The organism is Peptoclostridium sp. AF21-18, assembly GCF_003478825.1.
In the GTDB taxonomy this organism is placed as follows: Bacteria; Bacillota; Clostridia; order Peptostreptococcales; family Peptostreptococcaceae; genus Peptacetobacter.
On sequence record NZ_QUGE01000006.1, the window covers coordinates 1 to 22883 of the forward strand.

Consider the following 22883-nt stretch of genomic DNA (forward strand, 5'->3'; position numbering starts at 1 on the left):
AACGGCACGCTCCGTGGTGTGAGAGGGGCTACAAGTTAGCCCCTACTTGATAATTGGTTATTAAGTATTTTAGTTACTTGAAAGCAAATTAATTATTTTACTTCTGAATATTTCATAACTGTATATTTTAAAAACTCATTGAACTTATTATATTCTTCATCCAATAAATCTCTACCAAAACTCATAATTTTTAGACTATGTCCATCAAATCCTTTACGATAAGGAGGATGGATATGGTGGAATTGTTGAAGTTTAAAGCCTAAATTTGAATAGAATTTTAATCTTTTTATAGAAACCTCATCTACAGGTTCGTCTATTTCAAGAATAGTATTTGGGTTATCTTTACAGAATTCTGTAAGTATTTTAGAACCGTAATTTTTACCTCTCAATTCTGGAGATATCGCTAAATGTTCAATATACACAAATTCATCATCTTTAAAATCGTACTTCCAATAGAATAATAGTCCAACTAAAGTACCATCTTCGCATATTATATCTGCGTGGTAGTCCTTGCGTTCAAATACTTCATCTTGATCTTTTAAAACCCTCTGCTCGAAAATAGGAAAACTACATTCATATATTTTCATAGTTTCATCAAAGTACTTATCATTTTTTGATTCTAATCTTATAAACTTCATCAAATCACCTCTTAAATTATAGTATTTAATAAATTCTATAATATTACTTGATGAATTTTTTGTAAAGAGTGATTTCAATAATATTATTTAACAACTCTTTTGTAAAGTCTTATTGCAATAATTGCTGCCACAAATTCCGCTATTGGGAATGTAATCCAAACACCTGTAAGTCCGATTGATTTAACAAGTATTAAAGAAAGTGGAACTATTATAATAAGCTGTCTAAATATTGATATCAATAAAGAATAAAATCCCTTACCTAATGCTTCAAACACACCACTCATAGTAATTCCAACAAATGAGAATGCGAATCCAAGTGAAAGTATTTTAAGACCAGGTATACCAAATCCTAAAAGTTCGTCTGTTGCACTGAACATAACTAATAAATCTTTTGCAAATAAGTTAAAAGCTATAGTTCCTGAAATTAAAATAGTTGCAGAGAATATCATAGCGTATTTTATTGTTTTTAAAACTCTATCCTTAAGCTCTGCACCATGGTTGTAACTTACTATAGGTCTCATTCCCTGAATTATACCAGTTACAGGCATGTTCACGAATGTCTGTAGTTTGTAGTATATACCGAAGAATGCTATACCTGCCTGTGATACAGATGCTAGTATTCCGTTAAGTATTGATACTAATATTGAAGGTAAAGACATCATAACACCTGAAGGAAGTGCAACTTTATATAAATCTGATATAAGTTTAAAATTAACTTTTAAATGGTGTCTTTTTATTTTTACTGGAGATTGTTTTAAGAATAGGATAACTGCAAGTGTAGCAGCACAGAACTGTCCTATTATTGTAGCTACTGCAGCTCCTAAAACACCCATCTGTGGAGCACCAAACATACCAAATATTAAAATAGGGTCTAATATTATATTAACTATTGCTCCAAATCCTTGTAAAAACATTGGAACAACCATGTTTCCATTTGACTGGAATATTTTTTCAAATAATATATGGAATAATGATCCAAATGTAAGAGTTATAACAACTGAACCGTACTGTATTGCGTAGTTTATAACTTCTGGATCATTTGTAAACATTGAGAAGAATGGTCTAAGCCCAAATAAACCTATTAATACGAATAATAATGAATGAACTATTGTAAGAATTATTCCCTGTCCAGCATAGCAATCAGCTTTTTCCATATTTCCTGCACCCATATTTATCGCTATATTTGCATTTACTGCAACACCAAGGCCAACTCCAAAAGATAATGAAAGATTCTGAAGTGGGAATGCTAAACTTACTGCTGTAAGAGCATTCTGACTTATCTGTGCTACGAAAATACTATCTACTATATTGTAAAGTGACTGTATCAACATTGAAATCATCGGCGGAACTGCCATTGAAATCAATAGAGGAACAACACTTCTATCTGTCATCGGATTGTACGACGACGGTTTTGAATTACTTAATTTTTCTACGTTTTCCATTAAAAAACCTCCCCTTAAAAAAATAACTGCAATAAAAAAAGCTATAGACACACTAGTTTATTCTCAGAAACTAGGAAATCTATAGCCCAATTGGCAAAAATATATAATTTTAATTTATAACCATTAGTTATTTTATAATATAAAATCTCAATCGTCAATAAAAACTTCTACTACAAATGTTTTCCTATAAAAAATAAATTTAAACAATTATTATGCTTTAAAACTATTTACCAAAGATAAATCTCATCTAGGCAGTTTCAATATTATAAAACTGAAATGGTATATATGTGTCATAGCCAGCGACAATACAACTTGATTGTCTGGAGCGGCTATGACACATATATACCATTTTACGAGCAAATCTTACAAAAGTGTAAGATTAGATGTTGTATTTTGTAAGGTTAATCGATTTTTAGAAAATCAGAAAGAATATAAAATAAAATCATAAAGAAAAACATACGAGAGGAGGAAAATTTTATGAGGAATGTAATATTTATAATTTCAATGATACTATTATTTCTAACACTACTTGTTGGGCTAGAAAGTATATTCACAGGTGGGTTTCAAGGACTATTAAGAAAATCGAAACTTTTAATTCCTCTAATGTTAGGATATGTAATTTTATATTCAGTTTATATTTTTAACGTATAGTTTGAAGTGTATTTTTAGTAAATATATTGTATTATAAATTTAAGACGGAAGGTGATAAAAAATGATTAAAGCGGAAAAATTAAAAAAAGAATTTAGAGTGCATGGAAACGTGTTTAAGATACTAGAAGATATAGATATTGAGATAAACGATGGAGAATTTATTGCAATAATGGGGCCATCAGGTGCTGGAAAGTCTACTCTTCTAAACATTTTATCTACTATAGAAAGACCAACTTCTGGAAGTGTGAAATACGATGGCAAGGAAGTATTTAACATGAAAAACAAGGAGATTTCAAAGTTTAGAAAGGATAATATAGGTTTTATATTCCAAGATTATAACCTTATAGACTCGATGTCTATAGAAGATAATATAGCATTGCCGATGGTTATTTCTGGGGAAAATTATAAAAAAATAGAAAAAGAAGTAGAAAGGTATGCAGGATTTTTCAATTTAAATCCTCAATTAAAAAAATATCCGATAGAGTTATCAGGAGGACAAAAGCAGAAAGTTGCAGCTGCTAGGGCATTGATAAGTGATCCCAAAGTAATATTTGCTGATGAGCCAACAGGTGCTTTAGATAGTAAATCATCTGTAGAGCTTTTAAATTGCTTTAAGAAAATGAACGATGAACTAGGAAAGACAATAGTAATGGTAACTCACGATTCATTTGCAGCGAGTTATGCAAAAAAGGTTCTATTTATAAAAGATGGAAAGATAAACATGCAGTTAAATAGTAGCGGAAATAGAAAAGAATTTTTCGATAGCATAATGACAGTACTTTCTTCAACAGGGGGTGCAGTTAATGAGATTGTTTAAAATATCTTTGAAAAACATAAAATACAACATAAAAAACTATGGGATGTATATATTTTCAATGGTTTTCTGTATAGCTATATTTTACAATTTTATGTCTATAGGCAGCAGTGAACAGCTTGAAGCAATGAGAGATTTTAAAACTTTCAATGCACTTGTTGGTGTATGTACATTTGTTTTGGTTATATTTTTCATAGCATTTATCAGATATTCAACAGGATTCTTTGTTCAACAGAGGAAAAAAGAATTCGGAATATATACATTCATGGGAATTGAAAATAGGAAAATAGCTCTATTATTTGCTCAAGAAGGCTTATTGATAGGAGTATTGTCGCTTTTATTGGGAACTCTTTTGGGAATAATTACCAATAGGATGTTCATAATGGCAATAATGAAAATTTCTGAATCAAAAAATGCGATTAAGTTTGAAATTTCTAAACCTGCAATAATCTACACATTGCTGATTTTTGGTGTTATACTTCTATATTCATTCTTTAGAGAGTATAGAGCACTTGTAAAAACTGATATAGCAGAACTTGTAAAAGGTGCAAAAATTAAGCAAGATTATGTTGTAAAAAGCTCAGCTACTAGATTTTTATTAGGAGTAGTAGGAGTTGTGATTCTATTTGCAGGATATTATGTAGGCGTTTATTATGATAAGTTAAATATGATAATGATGTTTGCAGTAATAATAGCACCAATACTTGTAATAATTGGCTTAAAGCTAGTTTGCTCTGGGTTCTTGACTGAAATTTTTGCAAGAATAACAAAGCATAAAAAGATAAAATACAAGGGAACTAATATAGTAAGTTTGAATAGTATCGCATTTAGCATAGTTGAGAATAATAAAATAATGTCATTGACTTCTATATTAATAGTTTGTTGTATAACAGCTCTTTCAGCAGGACTCACTATGAATAATATATTTAAAAATATGAAAGAAACAGATTTTCCATACAGTATCTCTTGTATAGCTTATGATAATCAGGATGAGGAACTTTTCAAAAGAGCATTAGAAGAAGATAAATCAAATGTCAAAGAGCAGGTAAAGATTAGATATATGAGATCTTTGGCAGACGCATTTTCAACTTATCCAGGATACAACGATATAAGTGTTGTGAAATATTCTGATTATGAACGTGTGAAGGCATTGAAGGGAAAAGATATTCAGAAAAATATGGAGATAAAAGAGCCAAAATCTGGAGAAGCGGTATTTTTAAAAACACCTAGAAGTATGGGAATAGAATCAAGAGAAAAATTTAAAATTTTAGATATGGAATTTAAGAAAAAAGGTATGGTAATAAATCATATATTTGCCTCTCCTGATGAGGGATTTGGATATATAATTTCTGATGAGGACTATGAAAAACTATCTCATAAAAAATTGTCAGAAGACATGATAAAAGAAATATCTATAATAAAAAATGAAGAAAAATTCTTAAAAAGCTTAGATACAGCTAAAACACAAAAGGATTTAGAAGTAACATTTTTAGCTGCAAATACTAAGGAATTTACAGAAACACAGAAGATAAGTAGTTATATAAGGGACAACGGAAATTTAGAATTTGTGGCTGCAGAAGATTTTGATTACAAAAATTACACATTCTATAATTTAGTTGGATTTATTTCTCTATTTATGGCGATTGTGTTCATAATTTCAACAGGGGCGATTCTATACTTTAAGTATATGGTTGGAGCTGTTGAGGATAAGAAAAAATTCTCTATTCTTAGAAAGATTGGAGTAGGAGAGGATTTTGTTAAGAAATCTGTGATAAAGCAGACAGCTATATTCTTTATGATTCCGTATGTATTTGGTATTGGAAGTGGAATTGTTGCAGGGCAGTCGATTCAGAAAGTTTTTGCTTTGGAAAGTAGCTTGCCGATTTCAAATCCGCCTACATTGATTGCAATTGCGGTGTTTACGGTTGTGTATTTTGCTTATTATGTTTGTGCAGTTAGGAAGTATCTAGTAGAGATTAAGTAATATCTTTTTGTGGGGATTTTGATCGCAGTTATTTCCCTTCCAGGCTTCGGCGACTCGATATAAATTTTTTAAAAATATAAAATAAAGTATAATAAAAGTGACATGGATGGGAAAGTATATATATGAAGATTATAATAGTTTAATTGACACACGTGTTAATACGTATTATAATCTAATTAAGGTGAAAACCTTAATAGTTAGCTATGAAGGGTAGGTAAATATTATGCCTATGACACCTAGAGAGATGATTGCTCATCTCAAAAAATCGGGTTTTGTGGTCGTCAGTCAAAATGGATCTCATGTAAAATTGAGAAATTATAAAACTGGAAAACAGACTATAGTACCCTATCACTCTAAATCTTTGAAAAAAGGTTTAGAAACACAAATTTTAAAACAGGCAGGGCTTAAATAGCCCTGTCGAGTTTAAATGGAGGATTTGTCTATGAAAAAATTATATTATCCAGCAGTGTTTCATATAGCAGAAGAAGGTGGATTTTGGATAACTTTTCCAGATATTCCAGAGTGTATGAGTGAAGGAGACAATCTAGAAGAAGCCTATAAAATGGCAAGTGATGCATTGGGATTAGCAATTACATCACGTATGGAAGATAGAGAAGAAATACCTACACCTTCACAAATAACTAGTATAGATTTATCAGAAAATAAGGATGAGTTTGTAGCGATTATAGAATTTGATTTGGAAGAATATAGAAAAAAACATAGTTCTAGATCAGTAAAGAAAACTCTGACAATACCTGAATGGCTTAATAAAGAAGCTATTGATAGAGGATTAAATTTTTCTAAGATACTTCAGGAAGCTTTAATAAAAGAGATAAATGAAAGAGCATAGTTTTTAATTATGCTCTTTTAAAATTTTTTGTGATTGATATGAAATTAATGTAAATTAATTACAGATTTGTATCTTTTAATTATAATTTTATATTAGTTTTTTAGATATTATTACAAAAATTTAACTTGATAAAAATTTATAAAAGTTTTATAATGTAAATATATTCTTAAATAAATTCGAAAAAGTGTTTAAAATGTAAAGTTTTGGGAATATAATATAGTAACAAGAGATTTGGAAAGAGGGCGAGTAATAATGATGATATTACCAATAGCAATATTAGCAGTTGTAGCAGTTTATGGACTTTCAGTTGTATCATATATGGCAGATGAAAATAATTAATAATGAGAATATATAAAGAAACCTCCAGTAAAAAGCTGGAGGTTTTTTGCGTTAAAAAATAAAAAAGTTAAAAAATAAAGATATATCATATAATTGATAAAATACAAATACTATAGTAGTATACATATATAGAAACTAATATATTATTAAGTGAGGAGTTTATAAAATGGATAATAAGTTTTTAGATATATTATTAGAAACAAAGGAATTAAAAAATTCTCTGTATTCTATATTAAAACATAGCTTTTTGTATCACTCTAATAAAATAGAAGGAAGTACTTTTACAACGGAAGCGCTGGCTTTATTATTAGATAAAAATGTTGTAACAGGAAAGCATACATTAGATGATGTTCAAGAAACAGTTAATTCAAGCTATGTATTTGATACAATAGTTGAAACATTAGGCACAAAAATAAGTCATAGTTTTTTAAAAAACTTACATTCAAGCTTGATGTTTAACACAACTATTCATTCAAAAGGATATGCTGGAATATATAAAAAAATACCTAACATGATAATAGGTACAGATACAAAAGTAGCACAACCATTTGAAGTTGAGCCAAAACTAGAGGAACTATTTGAGTGGTACTATAATTTGAAAAATATTACATTAGATGATATAGCAGAGTTTCATTATAGATTTGAATTAATTCATCCTTTCCAAGATGGAAATGGCAGAATAGGTAGATTTTTAATGCTAAAACAGATGCTAGAAAACAATCTACCTATAAAAATAGTATCATGGGATACAGAAGATCTATATAGAAACTCATTGAAACTATCTTCTATTGAAAATTATAGCCCATTAAGCACATACCTAAAAACACTTCCAGATTTTAGAGAAGAGTATAAAGAGTTTTGGGAGAATGTTTAGATTAAATACAAAATAAATGATAATAAATATAAAAATTAAATAGAAATATTATAAAAAGAACTGCGTAGGGATATACTCCAACGTGGTTCTTTTTTTATTACTAAGTATTATTTACTCTATATAAATTATTGAAAATTATTACTTAATATTGATTGTAACAAAAATAATTATTGTTTATTATTATTTAATATTGTTTTTTATTGAAATTCATGACATAATAATAATTGAAAAGAGGTGATCAATTTGCTACAACAAGAAAGACATAATCAAATAATCGCAAAATTAAACTTAGACGGAAAAGTTAAAGTAAAAGAATTAAGCCAAGACTTCGGCGTGACAGAGGACTGCATAAGAAAAGATTTAACCATATTAGAAAAAGCAGGAAAGTTGAAGAGAATACATGGTGGAGCAACAACAGTTAGAACAAATCCTCATGTAATCAATGTCAGTGATCGTAAAGATGTTTATGCTAAAGAAAAAAGAGAAATCGCACTAAAAGCAGTTGAGATGATTAAACCAGGAACAACTATTTTTTTAGGTGTGTCTACAATCACTTTAGAGATTGCAAAATTAATATATCAGAAAGATTTAAACATAACAGTTGTTACAAATATGATAGATATAATGAACGTATTTACTCAGGAATGCAGCACAAAGCTGTTCTTTTTAGCTGGAGCATTGAATGAGGCAAAGGACGGATTTATAGGAACATTTACAATAGAGCAGATTAAAAAGTTTAAATTCGATTTAGCATTTATAGGTGTTGTAGGGATTGATTTGCACGAAGAAGAGGTGACTACATATTCTGTAGACGATGGTATAACTAAAAAAGAAGTGATAAATTCTAGTAGAAGATGCTATATTTTAGCAGAAACTGCAAAACTAAACCTTGAAGGGAATTATGTATTTGCGGATTTAGAAGATTTAACAGGATATATATTTGAAAAGAAATTGGATTTAGAAGATGAGAAAAAATTAGAAGAAAAAGGACTAGAAATTATTTAATTATATAGAGGTGGAAGATGAGCAATTTAGTTCAAGGAAAATTTGATAATTTAATTCAGACGAAGAGAATAGATATTTTAAAAGAGAAGATGTTAGATGCACCTAGATATGCATCTATTGAACAGGCAAGAATAATTACGAGAGTTTACAAGGAAAACGAAGAACTATCTATTTCAAAGAAAAGAGCTTTATCACTTAAATCAGCACTTGAAGAGTTAGAAATCGGTGTTGAAAAAGAGGAGCTAATCGTAGGGAATAGAACAAAGGGAGTTCGCTATGGGGTAGTATTCCCAGAAAGTGGTTGCTCTTGGGTTAATAAGGAGTTTGAAACACTTCCAACAAGACCACAGGATAAGTTTTTAGTGAATGAAGAAGACATTAAAGAGTTTAGAGAAAGCATATATCCTTATTGGAACGGAAAATCTATGGAGGATGTTATTAAACACAACTATGGTAAAGAGATAAATGCGATGGCAAAGGTTGTAAAAATAAACCAGAAAGACCACGCACAGGGACATATTTGCCCAGATTCTGAACTATGGCTAAAATTTGGACCACAGGGATTAATTGATAAGGCTAAAGAAAAAATGGCAAACTGTGAAGAAAATCAGAAAGAGTTCTATGAATGTACAATTCTTGTATTAGAAGGTGCTAAGAACTTTATGATGAGATACCACGATTATATTTTAGATATGATAAAGAATTGCGCAGATGATGAAATCGAGGATGAGTACAAAAAATCTTTAAAAAATGTTGCAGAAATATGTAAAAATCTCTCAGAAAGACCTCCTAAAACATTCCACGAAGCAGTGCAGTCATTATGGTTCTTGTTTACGATTTTACACATGGAATCAAATGCGTCTTCATTCTCTCCAGGAAGAATGGATCAGTATTTATACCCTTACTATAAAGAAGATATTGAAAAAGAGATTATATCTGAACAAGATGCACTAGAAATATTAGAGTGCTTATGGTTAAAATTCAACCAAATTGTTTATTTAAGAAATCAGCACAGTGCAAAATATTTTGCTGGATTCCCAATAGGATTCAACATAGCAATCGGTGGAGTTGATGAAAATGGAGATGACATTTACAATAATTTATCGTTATTAATATTAAGGGCTCAGTATCATTTAGGACTTCCTCAGCCTAATTTGTCAGTTAGACTTAATAAAAACACATCGCATGAATTAATGCAGGAATCTATAAAAGTTGTCGCTAAGGGAAGTGGGATGCCGCAGTTCTTCAATGATGAGTCTATAATAAAAGCTATGATAGATCTTGGAATAGAAGAAAAGGACGCTAGAAATTATGCAATAGTAGGTTGTGTTGAGCTTACTACACATGGAAACAACTTAGGTTGGTCTGATGCAGCAATGTTCAATTTAAACAAGGCATTAGAATTAACTTTAAACGAGGGTAAATGTTTATTAACTGGTGAACAGAGTGGACTGAATTTAGGTAAATTAGAGGATTATAAAACATTTGAAGATTTAGAGGAAGCTTTTAAAAAGCAGATAGATTATTTCATAGATGAGATGATGAAGGCAGAAGTTGTGGTAGAAAAGGCTCATCAGGATTGTCTACCTTCTGCATTTTTATCTACAGTTATAGATGATTGTTTAGAAAAAGGGTTAGATGTTACTAGAGGCGGTGCAAAATACAACCTTTCTGGAATACAGATGATTCAGGTTGCAAACCTTGCAGATTCACTAGCTGCAATTAAAGAATTAGTTTATGATGAAGAGATGATTTCAAAAGAAGAGCTACTTCAAGCTTTAAGAGATGATTTTAAAGGACACGAAATCACTCAGACAATGTTGTTAAACAAAGCACCTAAATACGGAAATGATATAAAATGGGTTGACGATTTAGGTACAAAATGGGCAGGATATTTTAGAGAAAGAATGAAAGATTACACAAATTATCGTGGTGGAGCATATCACACAGGAATGTATACAGTTTCTGCGCACGTTCCTATGGGAGAAAATGTTGGAGCATCTCCAGACGGAAGAAATGCACTTACTCCACTTGCAGATGGTGGTATGTCACCTGTGTATGGAAGAGATATTGCAGGGCCGACAGCAGTTTTAAAATCTGTATCGAGAATATCAAACGACTATACTACAAATGGTGGACTATTAAATATGAAATTCTTGCCAGAATTTTTCAAAACAGAAACAGGAATGATGAAGTTTGAAAACTTCTTGAGAGCTTTTGTAGATTTAGAAGTTCCTCATATTCAATTTAATGTTGTTAGAAGAGAGGATTTATTGGATGCGAAAGTTCACCCAGAAAGACATAAATCACTTACAATTCGTGTTGCAGGATATACAGCTTATTTTGTTGAATTAGCAGGAAAATTACAGGACGAGATAATTGAAAGGACAGCTTATGAAGATATCTAAAAAAGCATTAGTGTTTGATATTAAGAGGTTTGCAGTTCACGACGGTGCTGGACTTAGAACAACCGTGTTTTTTAAAGGATGCCCATTGAGATGTAAATGGTGCCAAAATCCTGAGGGACTATCTACAAAAAAAAGACCGATTTATTTTAAGAATAGCTGCATTCATTGTAGAATTTGCGAAAAAGTTTCTAAAGAAAATCAGATTGAATACAGAGATGATAGACCATATTTTAATTTAGATTATAAAGAAGGCTTTGAGAATTTAATAAAAGCGTGCCCATCTGGAGCTATTAGATATGATAGCAAAGAATACGTAGTTGAAGAATTACTAGAAAAGATAAAGGAAGATCAGGTATTCTTTAGAAATGATGGTGGGGTTACTTTTTCTGGTGGAGAGCCCTTGATGCAAGGAGAGTTTTTAGTTGATGTGTTAAAGCGTTGTAAGGAAGAGGGAATACATACAGCCATTGAAACTACTATGTATGCACCAGTTGAGATTATTGAAAAAGTACTTCCATATTTGGATTTGATATATATTGATTTAAAAGTATTTGACGAAAATAAACATAAAGAATTTACAGGAGTATCGTCAAAAGTTATAAAGGAACATATTAAATATGTGCTTGAGAGTGAGCATAGAGATAAAGTCATAATTAGAACTCCGCTAATACCAACTATGACAGCTACTGATGAAAATGTAAGAAGCATAGCAGAATTATTGGTTGGAGTTTATCCAGAGGTTAGATATGAGCTATTAAACTACAATCCACTTGCTCCGTCAAAATATGAACTTGTCAATTTGGAGTATGGATTAGATGAAAATCATAAAATGTTTAGCAAAGAGGAGATGCAACATTTTTATGAGATTGTTTATCAGACAGGGTTAAAAAATTTAATCATAGAATAAATTTATTTATATAAAAAGGAAATTGAAAAAATGGAATTTATAGTAGACACAGTTAATTTAGAAGAAATTAAAGAGGCAGTTGAGTACATGCCTATAGTTGGGGTTACAAGTAATCCTTCAATAGTAAAGGCTACAAGCCCAGAGAATTTCTTTGAACACATGAGAGAGATAAGAAATATAATAGGAAAAGAAAGAAGTTTACACATACAGGTCACTGCAAAAGATTGTGACGGAATGGTTAAAGAAGCACACAGAATTTTAGAAGAAATAGATAATCAGGTTTATATAAAAATACCTGTGTCTTATGAAGGTGTTAAAGCGATAAAAGTTTTAAAATCAGAAGGTGTAAAGGTTACAGCTACTGCAGTTTACGATTTAATGCAGGCATATATGGGATTAGCTGCTGGAGCAGATTATATAGCTCCTTATGTAAATAGAATAGGAAATTTAGGTGGAAATCCATTTGATTTAATAGCAGAGTTAGCTAATAGAATAGATATGGACGGATATGATTGTAAGATTGTTGCAGCTTCATTCAAAGGTGTTCAGCAGGTTAAAGATTCTTTCAACAATGGAGCACATGCGATAACAGCACCTGTAGCTGTATTAAAACAGATATTCAAAAACCCTAACATAGAAAAAGCAGTTGATGATTTCAACGCTGATTGGTATGCAATGTATGGAGAAAATGTAGGAATCTGTGAGTTATAAAATTTAATATATTATCATTAAGGGGCTTTTGATAAGCCTCTTTTTTTATTGTATAATTAAATTAAAGAATATTTTGAAAAAGAGGGATTTTTATGAGAGAAAAATTTTCTGGTTTAATAAATAGTTTTATAAAAGAATACAAATCTAAAAACAATCTTTTTGCTGAATGGGAAGATGTACTTGTAGGATTTTCTAAAGTAGATGATAAAAATATGAAATACCTAAGAGAAGCTGTTATAGAGGATCATCATCTTGCAACAGATTATTTAGATGATGCAAAGACCATGATTTCATACTTTGTACCATTTAAGGAAAGTATCGCAAATTCTAACAAAGAAGGCAATCTTCCTTCTGATATTTGGGTACATTCGTATCGGGAAACAAATGAGATGGCGGATAAGTTAAATGACTATCTTGTAGCTGAGATTGAAAAGATGGGGTATAAAGCAGCCAAGCCAGTAGATTGTGGTATAGTTGATGGAAAGGCTAAGAGCAGATGGTCTCAAAGACACATAGCGTATCTTTCTGGACTTGGAACTTTTGGACTAAACAACATGCTTATAACTGAGAAGGGTATAAATGGAAGATTTTTCTCAATAGTTACAAATATGGAGATAAAGTCAGATGAGCCATTGAAAGAAGAAAGATGCCTTTATAAATTGAATGGAAGTTGTGGAAAATGTGTTAAAAGATGTTTTTCTGGTGCGCTTACATACGACGGTTTTGATAGATTTAAGTGTCTTGAGATTTGTGTCGAAAATGAAAAGAATAATAAAATGGCAGATGTATGTGGAAAATGTACTATTGGACTTCCATGTACTTTTAAAAATCCATTGAAATAAATTTATTACAAACTTGTAATTTATAAAATTAAATAAAGTGTTTTAAATTTATCTATTAAAGAATATAATAAGATAAAAGTAATTATCAAAAGATAAATATATTTAAAATAAAATTAAAAAATACTTCAAAATGGAGGTACCAATTATGGGACTAATTAAAGCAATAACAGGTGCAGCAGGTGGAACACTTGCAGATCAGTGGAAAGAGTTTTTCTACTGCGATTCAATAGATGCTGAGACTTTGGTTGTAAAAGGAAGCAAGAGAATTTCTTCAAAAAGATCTTCAAATACTAAAGCTAGCGACAACATAATATCTGACGGTTCTGGAATAGCAGTTGCTGATGGGCAGTGTATGCTAATCGTTGAACAGGGAAAAATAGTGGAAGTTTGTGCTGAGCCAGGAGAGTATACTTTTGACAAATCCACAGAGCCGAGTATTTTTACAGGAAGCCTTTCTGATGGAATTAGAAAGACTTTTGAAACAATAGGCAAGAGATTTACTTATGGTGGAGATACTGGAAAGGATCAGAGAGTATATTATGTAAATACAAAAGAAATAATTGGAAATAAATTTGGAACAGCAATGCCTATTCCATTTAGAGTGGTTGATAGAAATATTGGACTTGATATAGATGTTTCAGTTAGATGCAACGGAATTTATTCTTATAAAATAACTGACCCAGTTCTATTCTACACAAATGTATGTGGAAATGTTGAAGGAAGTTATGAAAGAGAAGAAATTGACTCTCAGTTAAAGGCAGAATTTATAGGTGCGTTACAGCCGGCATTTGCAAAGATATCTGATTTAGAAATAAGACCAAATGCTCTTCCTGCTCATGTTGATGAACTTTCAAAGGCAATGAATGCAACACTTACAGAAAAATGGGCAGAACTTAGAGGTATTTCAGTTGTTTCAATAGGTTTGAATTCTGTGACACTTCCAGAAGAAGATGCAGATATGATAAAACAGGCTCAGAAAGCAGCTATTTTAAGAGATCCTTCAATGGCAGCCGCTACAATAGCTTCAGCTCAGGCAGATGCAATGAAAACTGCTGCAGGTAATGAAGGTGGTGCAATGACCGGATTTATGGGCATGGGAATGGCTACAAATGCAGGAGGAATGAATGTAAACGGCTTATTTGAAATGGCTAAAGAAAAGAAAAAACAGCAGATGGAAGAGATGAAAAAATTTGCTGAAAATAATAACTCAACTAGTGTTAATGAAGTTGCAGGTGAGTGGACTTGTAGCTGTGGAGCGAAAAATACAGGAAAATTCTGCTCTGAATGTGGAGCTAAAAAACCTGAAGATGGTTGGGTTTGCGAATGTGGAACAGTGAATAAAGGTAAGTTCTGTACAAATTGTGGAAAGAAAAAACCTGCAGGAATGCCTCTATATAGATGTGATAAATGTGGATGGGAACCAGAAGATCCACACAATCCGCCAAAATTCTGCCCAGAATGTGGAGATAGATTTGACGAAAATGATATAAAAAATGATTAGTAATAAAATAGTTCGAAAGATAAAGAGGTGGTTCTATGCCTAATGTTCAAGAGTTTAAATGCCCCAACTGTGGAGGGAGCATAGAGTTTGACAGTTCAAAGCAAAAGTTGAAATGTCCGTACTGTGATACAGTTTTTGATATAGACGATATAAAAGCCTATGTTGATATAAAAAAAGAAGATGTTGCAGATGATATGAGTTGGGAAACTCATGCAGGACAAGAGTGGAATGATGGTGAAAAAGCGACTATGAACGTATATACTTGTAATTCTTGTGGAGGAGAGCTGGTGACAGACGAAAACACAGCAGCTACTAGTTGTCCATTCTGTGGAAGTCCTGTAATTTTGACAGGGAGGCTTGCTGGAGATTTAAAGCCAGACCTTGTTATACCTTTTAAGTTAGATAAGAAATATGCAAAACAGAAACTAAAAGAGCACGTTAATAGTAAAAAGCTTGTGCCAGAACCTTTTAAGGAAGAGAATCATATTGATGAGATAAAGGGCATGTATGTTCCGTTTTGGATTTTTGATGCAGATGCTGAAGCTGATGCAAGATATAAGGCGACTAGGGTGCATTTTTGGTCTGACGGAGATTATGACTATACAGAAACGAGCCATTATTCTATAGTTAGAAGCGGTGATATGAAGTTTAGAAATGTTCCTGTAGATGGATCTTCAAAGATAGCAGATGAGCTTATGGAGTCTATAGAACCTTTTGATATTAGTGAGGCTGTTGATTTTGAAACTGCTTATCTTGCTGGTTATTTGGCCGATAGATACGATGTAACAGAGGATGATAGTGTTAGTAGGGCAAATGATAGGATAAAGAATTCTTCAGTAGATGCTCTTGCTTCAACAGTTGATGGATTTTATGCGACAGTTATCCCAGAGTATAATTCTGTAAGGCTTAAAAATGGTTCTGCAAAGTACGCACTTTATCCTGTTTGGATGCTTACAACTAGTTGGAACGATGAAAAATACACATTTGTTATGAATGCGCAGACAGGAAAATTTGTAGGTAATCTGCCTATGGACAGCAAGAAGTTTTTCAAATTCTTTGGAATATATGCAATTATAGCGACGTTGGTTGTTTATGCAGCTGCCTTTGCTATAAATATGCTTTAGGAGGTGGATTGTATGAATAGTTTAGGGAAAAATAATTTCAAAAAAGCTTCACTTTCTATATTTATAGCATTTAGTGTGATTTTCTGTTCTGTATTCTTTAATTTGAAAACTATTGAAAAATCTTTTGCAGATGGAGATATGGAGTATGCAGTTGACAGTGCTAAGGTATTGACCACAGAGGAATTAGAGAGTTTAAAATCTAAATTGGCACAAATAAGCGATGAAAATAATATAGACGTAGGTGTTGTAACAGTAGATTATCTGGATGGAAAAAGTGCACAAGAATTTGCAAATGATTTATTTGAGCAGAATAAATTTGGTAAAGGAGAAAACAGAGATGGAATACTTCTTTTAGTTGCTACTGAGGACAGAGAGTGGGCAATGAGTACTCATGGTTCTGCAAAGGAAGCATTTAACGAAGAAGGGCTTGATTACCTATCAGGCGAATTCCTTCCATACTTATCAGATGATGATTTTTACTCTGCATTTGAAAACTTTGCAGATAATGCACAAGAATTGGGTACAATGTATGTCGCAGGTGATCCTTATGGAGAAAACTACGATGATGAGGAAAATTATCCTATTGAAGGAGAGTCTACAGAAGAGGAAGGTATAAACAATAGCGTTTGGATACCTCTATCTATAGTAATAGGTTGTGCAATTTCATTGGTTATAATGATGATGTATAAATCTCAATTAAAATCTGTCAGAAGTGAAAGCAGAGCAGATGATTATCTAATGGATATGAAACTTGTAAAAAGCCAAGATATTTTCCTTTATAGAACAGTAACAAGAACTATGAGACCTAAAAACACTGACACAGGTGGATCTAGTAGCGGTGGTGGAAGTAGCTACGGTGGCTCAAGTGGAAGCTTCTAGAAAAAATTACTGTTGTTTTGATTTCTAGCATTGTGTTTAAACAACCAAGCACTATTATTTGCACTCCTGGCTTCAACGCCTCGCACGTTTATGTAACACATTTAAAAGATGCGAGGCGTTTGCAGATAGTAGTTGCAAATTAATATGTGCTTGTCTGCAAAACACAATTGCTGAAATCAAACATAACAGATAATAAAATACTATACGCTAGTTAAAAAGAATATGTAATTATATTTTTTACATAAAAATATCCCGGTAACAAGGAAGCATTGTTGTCGGGATATTTTCATAATATATGGATCATCGAATAATAAAACTGTCCTTACTATAAGTATAATACTTAAACATATAAAATAAAAATGAAAAAAATCGATAAAATAGATACAAAATTAACATAAATTATGTAAATACTTTATAAGAGATAAAATCAAAACATTTCATAATTAAACAAAATATATATTTATATAAATAATTAACTGATAATAGATTATAAATTGGTAGCTTCTTCGTCCTAACTTTTAAATATGAGATGTTAACAATATAGTTGTAATAAGCCTTATTTTATATCAATCTATTTTAAATTTACTAACTTGAAAAGAGTGGAGTAAATCAAAATTTATAGGAATAATAACGAACTTGGTAGATTGAAGGTCATAGGCAAAACGCACTCGACAATCTGCAGACGTGGGTTTTAATTACAACAAAATACTTTACCTACACGCACGTCGAAGCCTGGAGAGAAGTTTGTCTATGACTTCAATCTACGAGAGATATTAATTTATAAATTTTGATTTATCCCACTCCTAGTCAGAGGTAAATTTAAAACAGATTGATATAAAAATAGGCTGTTACAAATTATTGTAACAGCCTCATATTAATCTTTATTTATTTTTTGCAGCCTGTCTAGCTTTGTTGTACTGTAGTCTTTCGTGTTCGTTTAGGTATCTTTTTCTTAGTCTTATAGCGTCTGGAGTTATTTCAACTAATTCGTCCTCATCTATAAATTCAAGAGCTTCTTCAAGAGTGAATATTCTTGGAGGAGCAAGTTTGATAGCATCATCTGAACCAGAAGCACGAACATTTGACTGTTTCTTATTCTTACATGGGTTAACAGTCATATCGTCTTTTCTCGAGTTCATACCTATTATCATACCTTCATAAACTTCAACACCTGGGTCAACGAACATTGTAGCTCTTTCACTTAAAGCATTAAGTGCATAACCCATAGTTGTTCCAGGTCCCTGAGATATTAGAACACCATTACTTCTTCCAGGTATTTCACCTTTGTGTTCTTCAAATCTTTCAAATGATCTTACAAGAGTACCTTCACCTCTAGTAACGTTTATGAATTCACTTCTGTAACCAAGTAGACCTCTAGTAGGAGCTATAAATTCTATTTTTACATAATCTCCTTCCATTTCCATTGATTCCATCATACCTTTTCTCTGGTTTAATTCATTTATTATTGTACCAGAATAAACTTCTGGGCAGTTAACGATAACTCTTTCCATTGGTTCAAGAAGAGTACCATTTTCATCTCTATGCATTAAAACTTCTGGTTTAGATACCCCTAGTTCGTATCCTTCACGTCTCATGTTTTCTATTAATATAGAAAGATGAAGTTCTCCACGTCCAGAAACTTTGTATCCGTCAGTAGTATCAAGAGGTTCAACTTTTAACCCAACGTTTACTTCAAGTTCTTTTTCTAATCTATCTTTTAAATGTCTAGTTGTAACGAATTTACCACTCTTACCAGCAAATGGAGAATCATTTACTAAGAAGTTCATAGAAAGTGTTGGTTCTTCTATGCTTATCATTTCTATTGGCTGTGGGTTATCTGGGTAGCAGATAGTTTCCCCTATTGATATATCAGGTATACCAGATATAACAACTATTTCACCACTTCCAGCTTCTTCAGTTTCAACCTGTTTTAAACCTTCATATACAGTAAGTTTACCTATTCTACCTTTTCTTGGCTCTTCAGCTTCACCACATATGCATACATTCTGTCCAGGCTGTACTTTACCTTTATAAACTCTACCTATACCAAGTCTTCCTATATAGTCATCGTAAGCTAGAGAAGATATCTGAAGCTGTAATGGTTCATCATCGTAATCAGGATAAGCTTCAACGTGATCTATTATAGTTTTGAATAGAGGAGATAAGTCTTCACTTTCTTCTTCCATATCTAATTTAGCTATTCCCTGTTTAGCTATTCCGTATATTATAGGGAATTCACACTGTTCATCAGTTGCGTTAAGGTCAACGAATAAGTCAAATACCTCGTCAACAACTTCTTCAGCTCTTTGGTCTTTTTTGTCTATTTTGTTTATAAATAATATTGGTTTTAAACCACATTCAAGTGATTTCTGTAAAACGAATCTTGTCTGAGGCATTGGTCCTTCACTTGCATCTACAAGAAGTATAACTGTATCAACAGTTTTCATAACACGTTCAACTTCTGAAGAGAAGTCAGAGTGTCCTGGAGTATCTACTATGTTTATTTTGTAGTCTCCGTAGTTTATTGAACAGTTTTTAGAATATATTGTTATACCCCTTTCCTGTTCTAAGTCGTTACTATCCATTACACGCTCTCTTACTTCTTCATTTGCTCTAAATATTCCGCTCTGAGAAAGAAAAGCATCAACTAGAGTTGATTTACCAGCATCGACATGGGCGATAACGGCTATATTTATAATTTTATGCTTTGCCATAAGTTTAGCTCCCTTCTTTATATCATAACTTAACAAGTATATCACAATCATGAAAGTCACACAAGGAATTCAAATTGTATTTTTTTCTTGAAATCATTTTCAAAGAAAAAAATTTTTATTTCAATGTGTAATTTCATTCATCTCTTTAAATTATAGTACATTATAGCACAATTTTTGTAAAAACTAGTATAAAATATTTATGAAGAATGATTATAAAATATTATGAAAAGCGTGAGAATTTATTTACAAATTGATTGGAATATTATCTAATTAAATTAGATTTATTGTAAACATATTATTTTTGAGAAAAAAATATGTTTCATAATATACCCTAAGGGGGTATAATAAGATTGTAAATTAGTAAAGAAAGAGGAGGATAGTATGAGTATTAGAGAAATTACATTTAGAATAGATGGAATGCATTGTGCAGCGTGTGCAATGGGAGCTGAAAAAGCAATAAAAAAATTAGATGGAGTAGAAGAAGCTAGCGTAAATATAGCAACAGAGAAAGCATTTGTAAAATACGATACAGATAAAGTTGGGATTGAGGAGTTTGCAAATGCGGTGAAAGCAAAGGGATTTACTCCGATAATAGATAAAAAAGAATTAGAAAAGGTAGAAGAAGTTGGAGAAATTTCAAATTTAAAAGAGATTACGTTTAGAATAGATGGAATGCATTGTGCAGCGTGTGCAATGGGTTCTGAAAAAGCTCTGAAAAAATTAGAAGGAGTAGAGGAAGCTAATGTAAACATAGCTACAGAAAAAGCATTTGTAAAATATAATCCAGATTTGGTTGGAATAGAAGATTTCGCAAATGCAGTGAAATCAAAAGGATTTACTCCAATAATAGATAAATCAGAGATAGAAGAGGTTAAATCTTCAACTGACACAGAAACTGACACAGAGGAAGAAATAGAAGGCAGTGGATTTGTTGCTCAAACAGATGAGGAAAGAAGATTGAGTAAGGAAAAAGAAATTCACGATATGTTTGTAAAATTTGTGATTACAATGTGTCTAGCCATACCACTATTTTATGTTGCAATGGGGCCTATGATACTGTCACCACTTGGACCTTGGTCACTGCCAGATATAATAAGTCCTGATACTCATTTATTAAATTATGCATTAATCCAGATAGTTTTAGTTGTTCCAATAATGATAATAGGAAAGCACTTCTATATAAACGGAACTAAAGCAATACTTTCAGGATCACCTAATATGGATACACTTGTTGCACTTGGAACAGCAGCCTCATTTGTATATAGTTTATACACTACTTTCCAGATAGCAAATGGTACTGTAGATCATGCACATCACCATCAGCTATACTTTGAAAGTGCTGGTATAATAATCGCACTTGTATCTTTAGGAAAATACTTTGAAACAAAGTCAAAAGGAAAGACATCAGAAGCTATAAAAAAATTAATCGGACTTCAGCCAAATACTGCGATAATAGAAACAGAAGATGGAGAAAAAGAAGTTCATATAGATACTATTAAAAAAGGCGATATAGTAATTGTAAAACCTGGTGAAAAGATACCTTCAGATGGTACTGTAGTTTATGGAACAACTTATGTTGATGAGTCAATGATTACTGGGGAAAGTGTGCCAGTTGCAAAGAAAGAAGGAGATTATGTAACAGGAGCTTCTTTAAATAAAAACGGATTTGTTAAGATAAGAATCGAAAAAACTGGAGAAAATACAGTATTATCTCAGATAATTAGATTAGTTGAGGATGCACAGTCAAGAAAAGCTCCAATAGCTAAGTTAGCAGATACTGTGGCAGGGTATTTTGTACCTGCAGTTATGACGGTTGCAATAGTATCAGCTCTTTTATGGTACTTTGTTGGTGGAAAAGATTTAGTGTTCTGCTTGACAATATTTGTATCAGTTCTTGTTATAGCTTGTCCTTGTGCGTTAGGTCTTGCAACACCTACAGCGATAATGGCAGGTACAGGAAAAGGCGCTGAAAATGGAATACTTATAAAAGGTGGAGATTCTCTTGAATCAGCATATAAAATAGATACAGTTGTATTTGATAAGACAGGTACAATTACAGAAGGAAAACCTGAGGTTACAGATTTAATTCTTTTAGATGGATCTGATTTTGAAAAAGATGATGTTTTAGGATTTGCAGCATCTGCGGAAAAAGTTTCTGAACATCCTCTAGGAGAAGCAATTGTAAGACATGCAGAAGAAAAAGAATTAAAAATATTTGAAACTAAAGATTTTGAAAACATACCAGGAAAAGGTATAAAAGCTATGATAAATGGAAATAGCGTTGCAATAGGTAATAAGAAATTAATTGCAAGTGAAGGCTCAGAATTAAAAGACACTGAAGAAAAAGCAGCTACTTTATCAGCTCAGGGTAAAACACCTATGTATATAGCTATAAACGGTAAATTACAGGCGGTTATAGGTGTTGCAGACGTTGTTAAGGAAACTAGTAGAGAAGCTATAGAAAAACTTCACGAGATGAACATTAAAACTGTTATGTTAACTGGGGATAATGCAAAAACTGCAGAAGCTATAGCTAAAAATGTTGGAATAGATACAGTTGTTTCTGATGTTCTTCCTGAAGAGAAGGCTAAGGTTATAGAAAATCTTCAGAAAGAAGGAAAATTTGTCGCTATGGTTGGAGATGGTATAAATGATGCTCCAGCACTTGCAAAGGCTGATATAGGTATAGCGATAGGAAATGGTACTGATATAGCTATTGAGTCAGCAGATATTGTGCTTATGAGAAATAGTATTTTAGATGTTCCTAAGGCTATTAAGTTGAGTAGAGAAACTATAAAGAATATTAAGCAGAATTTATTCTGGGCGTTTGGATATAATACTGTTGGTATTCCAGTTGCAGCTGGGCTATTGTATATATTTGGTGGACCGCTACTAAACCCAATGATTGGGGCTGCGGCGATGAGTTTAAGCTCAGTATCAGTAGTGTCAAACGCACTAAGATTAAAAACTATAAAATTATAGAAAAAAATGTCTCAGATTTTCTGAGGCATTTTTTATTACTTTAGAGAAAAGAAGATTTTTTCTGATATAGAAAATAGGTATCTTAAATTTTTCTATAAATCTCTATTTTGAGCGAGAACTTAAAATAATAATAATTTTATTCTCCAGGCTTCGACACTTCACAATATTATAGTAATACATTTAAAAGTTGTGAAGCGTCTCCAGATTGTCGAATGAAA

General features: G+C 31.8%; 18 protein-coding genes. 15 read left to right on the forward strand and 3 right to left on the reverse strand.

The features are described 5' to 3' along the window. Positions 1–92: 92 nt before the first annotated feature. Both DWX74_RS04315 and DWX74_RS04320 read right to left on the reverse strand, forming a co-directional pair. The gene (locus tag DWX74_RS04315; protein WP_118548873.1) at positions 93–638 is read right to left on the reverse strand and encodes a GNAT family N-acetyltransferase; all 546 of its coding nucleotides are present in this window, start codon (positions 636–638) and stop codon (positions 93–95) included. An 83-nt stretch (positions 639–721) separates the two neighbouring features. Next, complete coding sequence (locus tag DWX74_RS04320; RefSeq protein WP_286164193.1) at positions 722–2080, reverse strand: MATE family efflux transporter; 1359 nt, start codon at positions 2078–2080, stop codon at positions 722–724. Positions 2081–2557: 477 nt separating this feature from the next. Between DWX74_RS04320 and DWX74_RS11075 the strand changes: the two genes are divergently transcribed. The 14 genes from DWX74_RS11075 to DWX74_RS04385 all read left to right on the forward strand — a co-directional run bounded on the left by DWX74_RS11075 (position 2558) and on the right by DWX74_RS04385 (position 16969). After that, positions 2558–2731, forward strand: coding sequence for a hypothetical protein (locus tag DWX74_RS11075; RefSeq protein ID WP_158573236.1), 174 nt, complete (start codon positions 2558–2560; stop codon positions 2729–2731). 61 nt (positions 2732–2792) lie between these two features. Further along, positions 2793–3548, forward strand: a complete 756-nt coding sequence (locus tag DWX74_RS04325) for an ABC transporter ATP-binding protein (protein WP_118548874.1) — start codon at positions 2793–2795, stop codon at positions 3546–3548. Then, positions 3535–5529 (forward strand): FtsX-like permease family protein, encoded by a 1995-nt coding sequence (locus tag DWX74_RS04330; protein WP_118548875.1) that lies wholly within the window; start codon positions 3535–3537, stop codon positions 5527–5529. The genes DWX74_RS04325 and DWX74_RS04330 overlap by 14 nt, the downstream gene beginning before the upstream one ends. Before the next feature lie 244 nt (positions 5530–5773). Then, positions 5774–5941, forward strand: a complete 168-nt coding sequence (locus DWX74_RS04335) for a type II toxin-antitoxin system HicA family toxin (RefSeq protein WP_330360542.1) — start codon at positions 5774–5776, stop codon at positions 5939–5941. A 30-nt stretch (positions 5942–5971) separates the two neighbouring features. Then, entirely contained in the window at positions 5972–6379 is a 408-nt protein-coding gene (locus DWX74_RS04340; protein ID WP_118548876.1) for a type II toxin-antitoxin system HicB family antitoxin, read from the forward strand. 505 nt (positions 6380–6884) lie between these two features. Continuing rightward, positions 6885–7592 (forward strand): Fic family protein, encoded by a 708-nt coding sequence (locus DWX74_RS04345; protein ID WP_118548877.1) that lies wholly within the window; start codon positions 6885–6887, stop codon positions 7590–7592. A 234-nt stretch (positions 7593–7826) separates the two neighbouring features. Next, the gene (locus DWX74_RS04350) at positions 7827–8597 is read left to right on the forward strand and encodes a DeoR/GlpR family DNA-binding transcription regulator (protein ID WP_286164196.1); all 771 of its coding nucleotides are present in this window, start codon (positions 7827–7829) and stop codon (positions 8595–8597) included. A 17-nt stretch (positions 8598–8614) separates the two neighbouring features. Next, on the forward strand, positions 8615–11005 hold the full coding sequence (locus DWX74_RS04355) for a glycyl radical protein (protein WP_118548879.1): 2391 nt from the start codon (positions 8615–8617) through the stop codon (positions 11003–11005). Further along, positions 10977–11912, forward strand: coding sequence for a glycyl-radical enzyme activating protein (locus DWX74_RS04360; protein WP_330415622.1), 936 nt, complete (start codon positions 10977–10979; stop codon positions 11910–11912). Before DWX74_RS04355 ends, DWX74_RS04360 begins: the two co-directional genes overlap by 29 nt. Before the next feature lie 30 nt (positions 11913–11942). After that, a complete protein-coding gene (locus DWX74_RS04365) occupies positions 11943–12623 on the forward strand; it encodes a fructose-6-phosphate aldolase (RefSeq protein WP_118548880.1) in 681 nt (226 codons plus the stop codon). Positions 12624–12715: 92 nt separating this feature from the next. Continuing rightward, positions 12716–13465: an epoxyqueuosine reductase gene (locus tag DWX74_RS04370; RefSeq protein ID WP_118548881.1), complete on the forward strand. Its 750-nt coding sequence runs from the start codon at positions 12716–12718 to the stop codon at positions 13463–13465. A gap of 145 nt (positions 13466–13610) precedes the next feature. Then, a complete protein-coding gene (locus DWX74_RS04375) occupies positions 13611–14966 on the forward strand; it encodes an SPFH domain-containing protein (protein ID WP_118548882.1) in 1356 nt (451 codons plus the stop codon). Positions 14967–15001: 35 nt separating this feature from the next. Then, a complete protein-coding gene (locus DWX74_RS04380; RefSeq protein ID WP_118548883.1) occupies positions 15002–16090 on the forward strand; it encodes a hypothetical protein in 1089 nt (362 codons plus the stop codon). Positions 16091–16102: 12 nt separating this feature from the next. Further along, positions 16103–16969 carry a TPM domain-containing protein gene (locus DWX74_RS04385; protein ID WP_118548884.1) on the forward strand — a complete coding sequence of 289 codons (867 nt, stop codon included), beginning with the start codon at positions 16103–16105 and terminating at the stop codon, positions 16967–16969. Between the two features lie 881 nt (positions 16970–17850). Here the strand turns inward: DWX74_RS04385 and typA are convergent. After that, complete coding sequence (gene typA, locus DWX74_RS04390) at positions 17851–19683, reverse strand: translational GTPase TypA (RefSeq protein WP_040410249.1); 1833 nt, start codon at positions 19681–19683, stop codon at positions 17851–17853. Between the two features lie 381 nt (positions 19684–20064). On the opposite strand from typA, the gene DWX74_RS04395 reads away from it, so the two are divergent. Beyond that, a complete protein-coding gene (locus DWX74_RS04395) occupies positions 20065–22665 on the forward strand; it encodes a heavy metal translocating P-type ATPase (protein ID WP_118548885.1) in 2601 nt (866 codons plus the stop codon). The last annotated feature ends 218 nt before the right edge of the window (positions 22666–22883 follow it).

What these genes read in the sequence shown, in the direction of transcription:
- DWX74_RS04330 (WP_118548875.1), top strand. Translation starts at nt 3,535, where the DNA reads ATGAGATTGTTTAAAATATCTTTGAAAAACATAAAATACAACATAAAA.
- DWX74_RS04375 (WP_118548882.1), top strand. Translation starts at nt 13,611, where the DNA reads ATGGGACTAATTAAAGCAATAACAGGTGCAGCAGGTGGAACACTTGCA.
- DWX74_RS04395 (WP_118548885.1), top strand. Translation starts at nt 20,065, where the DNA reads ATGAGTATTAGAGAAATTACATTTAGAATAGATGGAATGCATTGTGCA.
- DWX74_RS04345 (WP_118548877.1), top strand. Translation starts at nt 6,885, where the DNA reads ATGGATAATAAGTTTTTAGATATATTATTAGAAACAAAGGAATTAAAA.
- DWX74_RS04315 (WP_118548873.1), bottom strand. Translation starts at nt 638, where the DNA reads ATGAAGTTTATAAGATTAGAATCAAAAAATGATAAGTACTTTGATGAA.
- DWX74_RS04355 (WP_118548879.1), top strand. Translation starts at nt 8,615, where the DNA reads ATGAGCAATTTAGTTCAAGGAAAATTTGATAATTTAATTCAGACGAAG.
- typA (WP_040410249.1), bottom strand. Translation starts at nt 19,683, where the DNA reads ATGGCAAAGCATAAAATTATAAATATAGCCGTTATCGCCCATGTCGAT.
- DWX74_RS04325 (WP_118548874.1), top strand. Translation starts at nt 2,793, where the DNA reads ATGATTAAAGCGGAAAAATTAAAAAAAGAATTTAGAGTGCATGGAAAC.
- DWX74_RS04380 (WP_118548883.1), top strand. Translation starts at nt 15,002, where the DNA reads ATGCCTAATGTTCAAGAGTTTAAATGCCCCAACTGTGGAGGGAGCATA.
- DWX74_RS04385 (WP_118548884.1), top strand. Translation starts at nt 16,103, where the DNA reads ATGAATAGTTTAGGGAAAAATAATTTCAAAAAAGCTTCACTTTCTATA.
- DWX74_RS04335 (WP_330360542.1), top strand. Translation starts at nt 5,774, where the DNA reads ATGATTGCTCATCTCAAAAAATCGGGTTTTGTGGTCGTCAGTCAAAAT.
- DWX74_RS04340 (WP_118548876.1), top strand. Translation starts at nt 5,972, where the DNA reads ATGAAAAAATTATATTATCCAGCAGTGTTTCATATAGCAGAAGAAGGT.
- DWX74_RS04370 (WP_118548881.1), top strand. Translation starts at nt 12,716, where the DNA reads ATGAGAGAAAAATTTTCTGGTTTAATAAATAGTTTTATAAAAGAATAC.
- DWX74_RS04365 (WP_118548880.1), top strand. Translation starts at nt 11,943, where the DNA reads ATGGAATTTATAGTAGACACAGTTAATTTAGAAGAAATTAAAGAGGCA.
- DWX74_RS11075 (WP_158573236.1), top strand. Translation starts at nt 2,558, where the DNA reads ATGAGGAATGTAATATTTATAATTTCAATGATACTATTATTTCTAACA.
- DWX74_RS04320 (WP_286164193.1), bottom strand. Translation starts at nt 2,080, where the DNA reads ATGGAAAACGTAGAAAAATTAAGTAATTCAAAACCGTCGTCGTACAAT.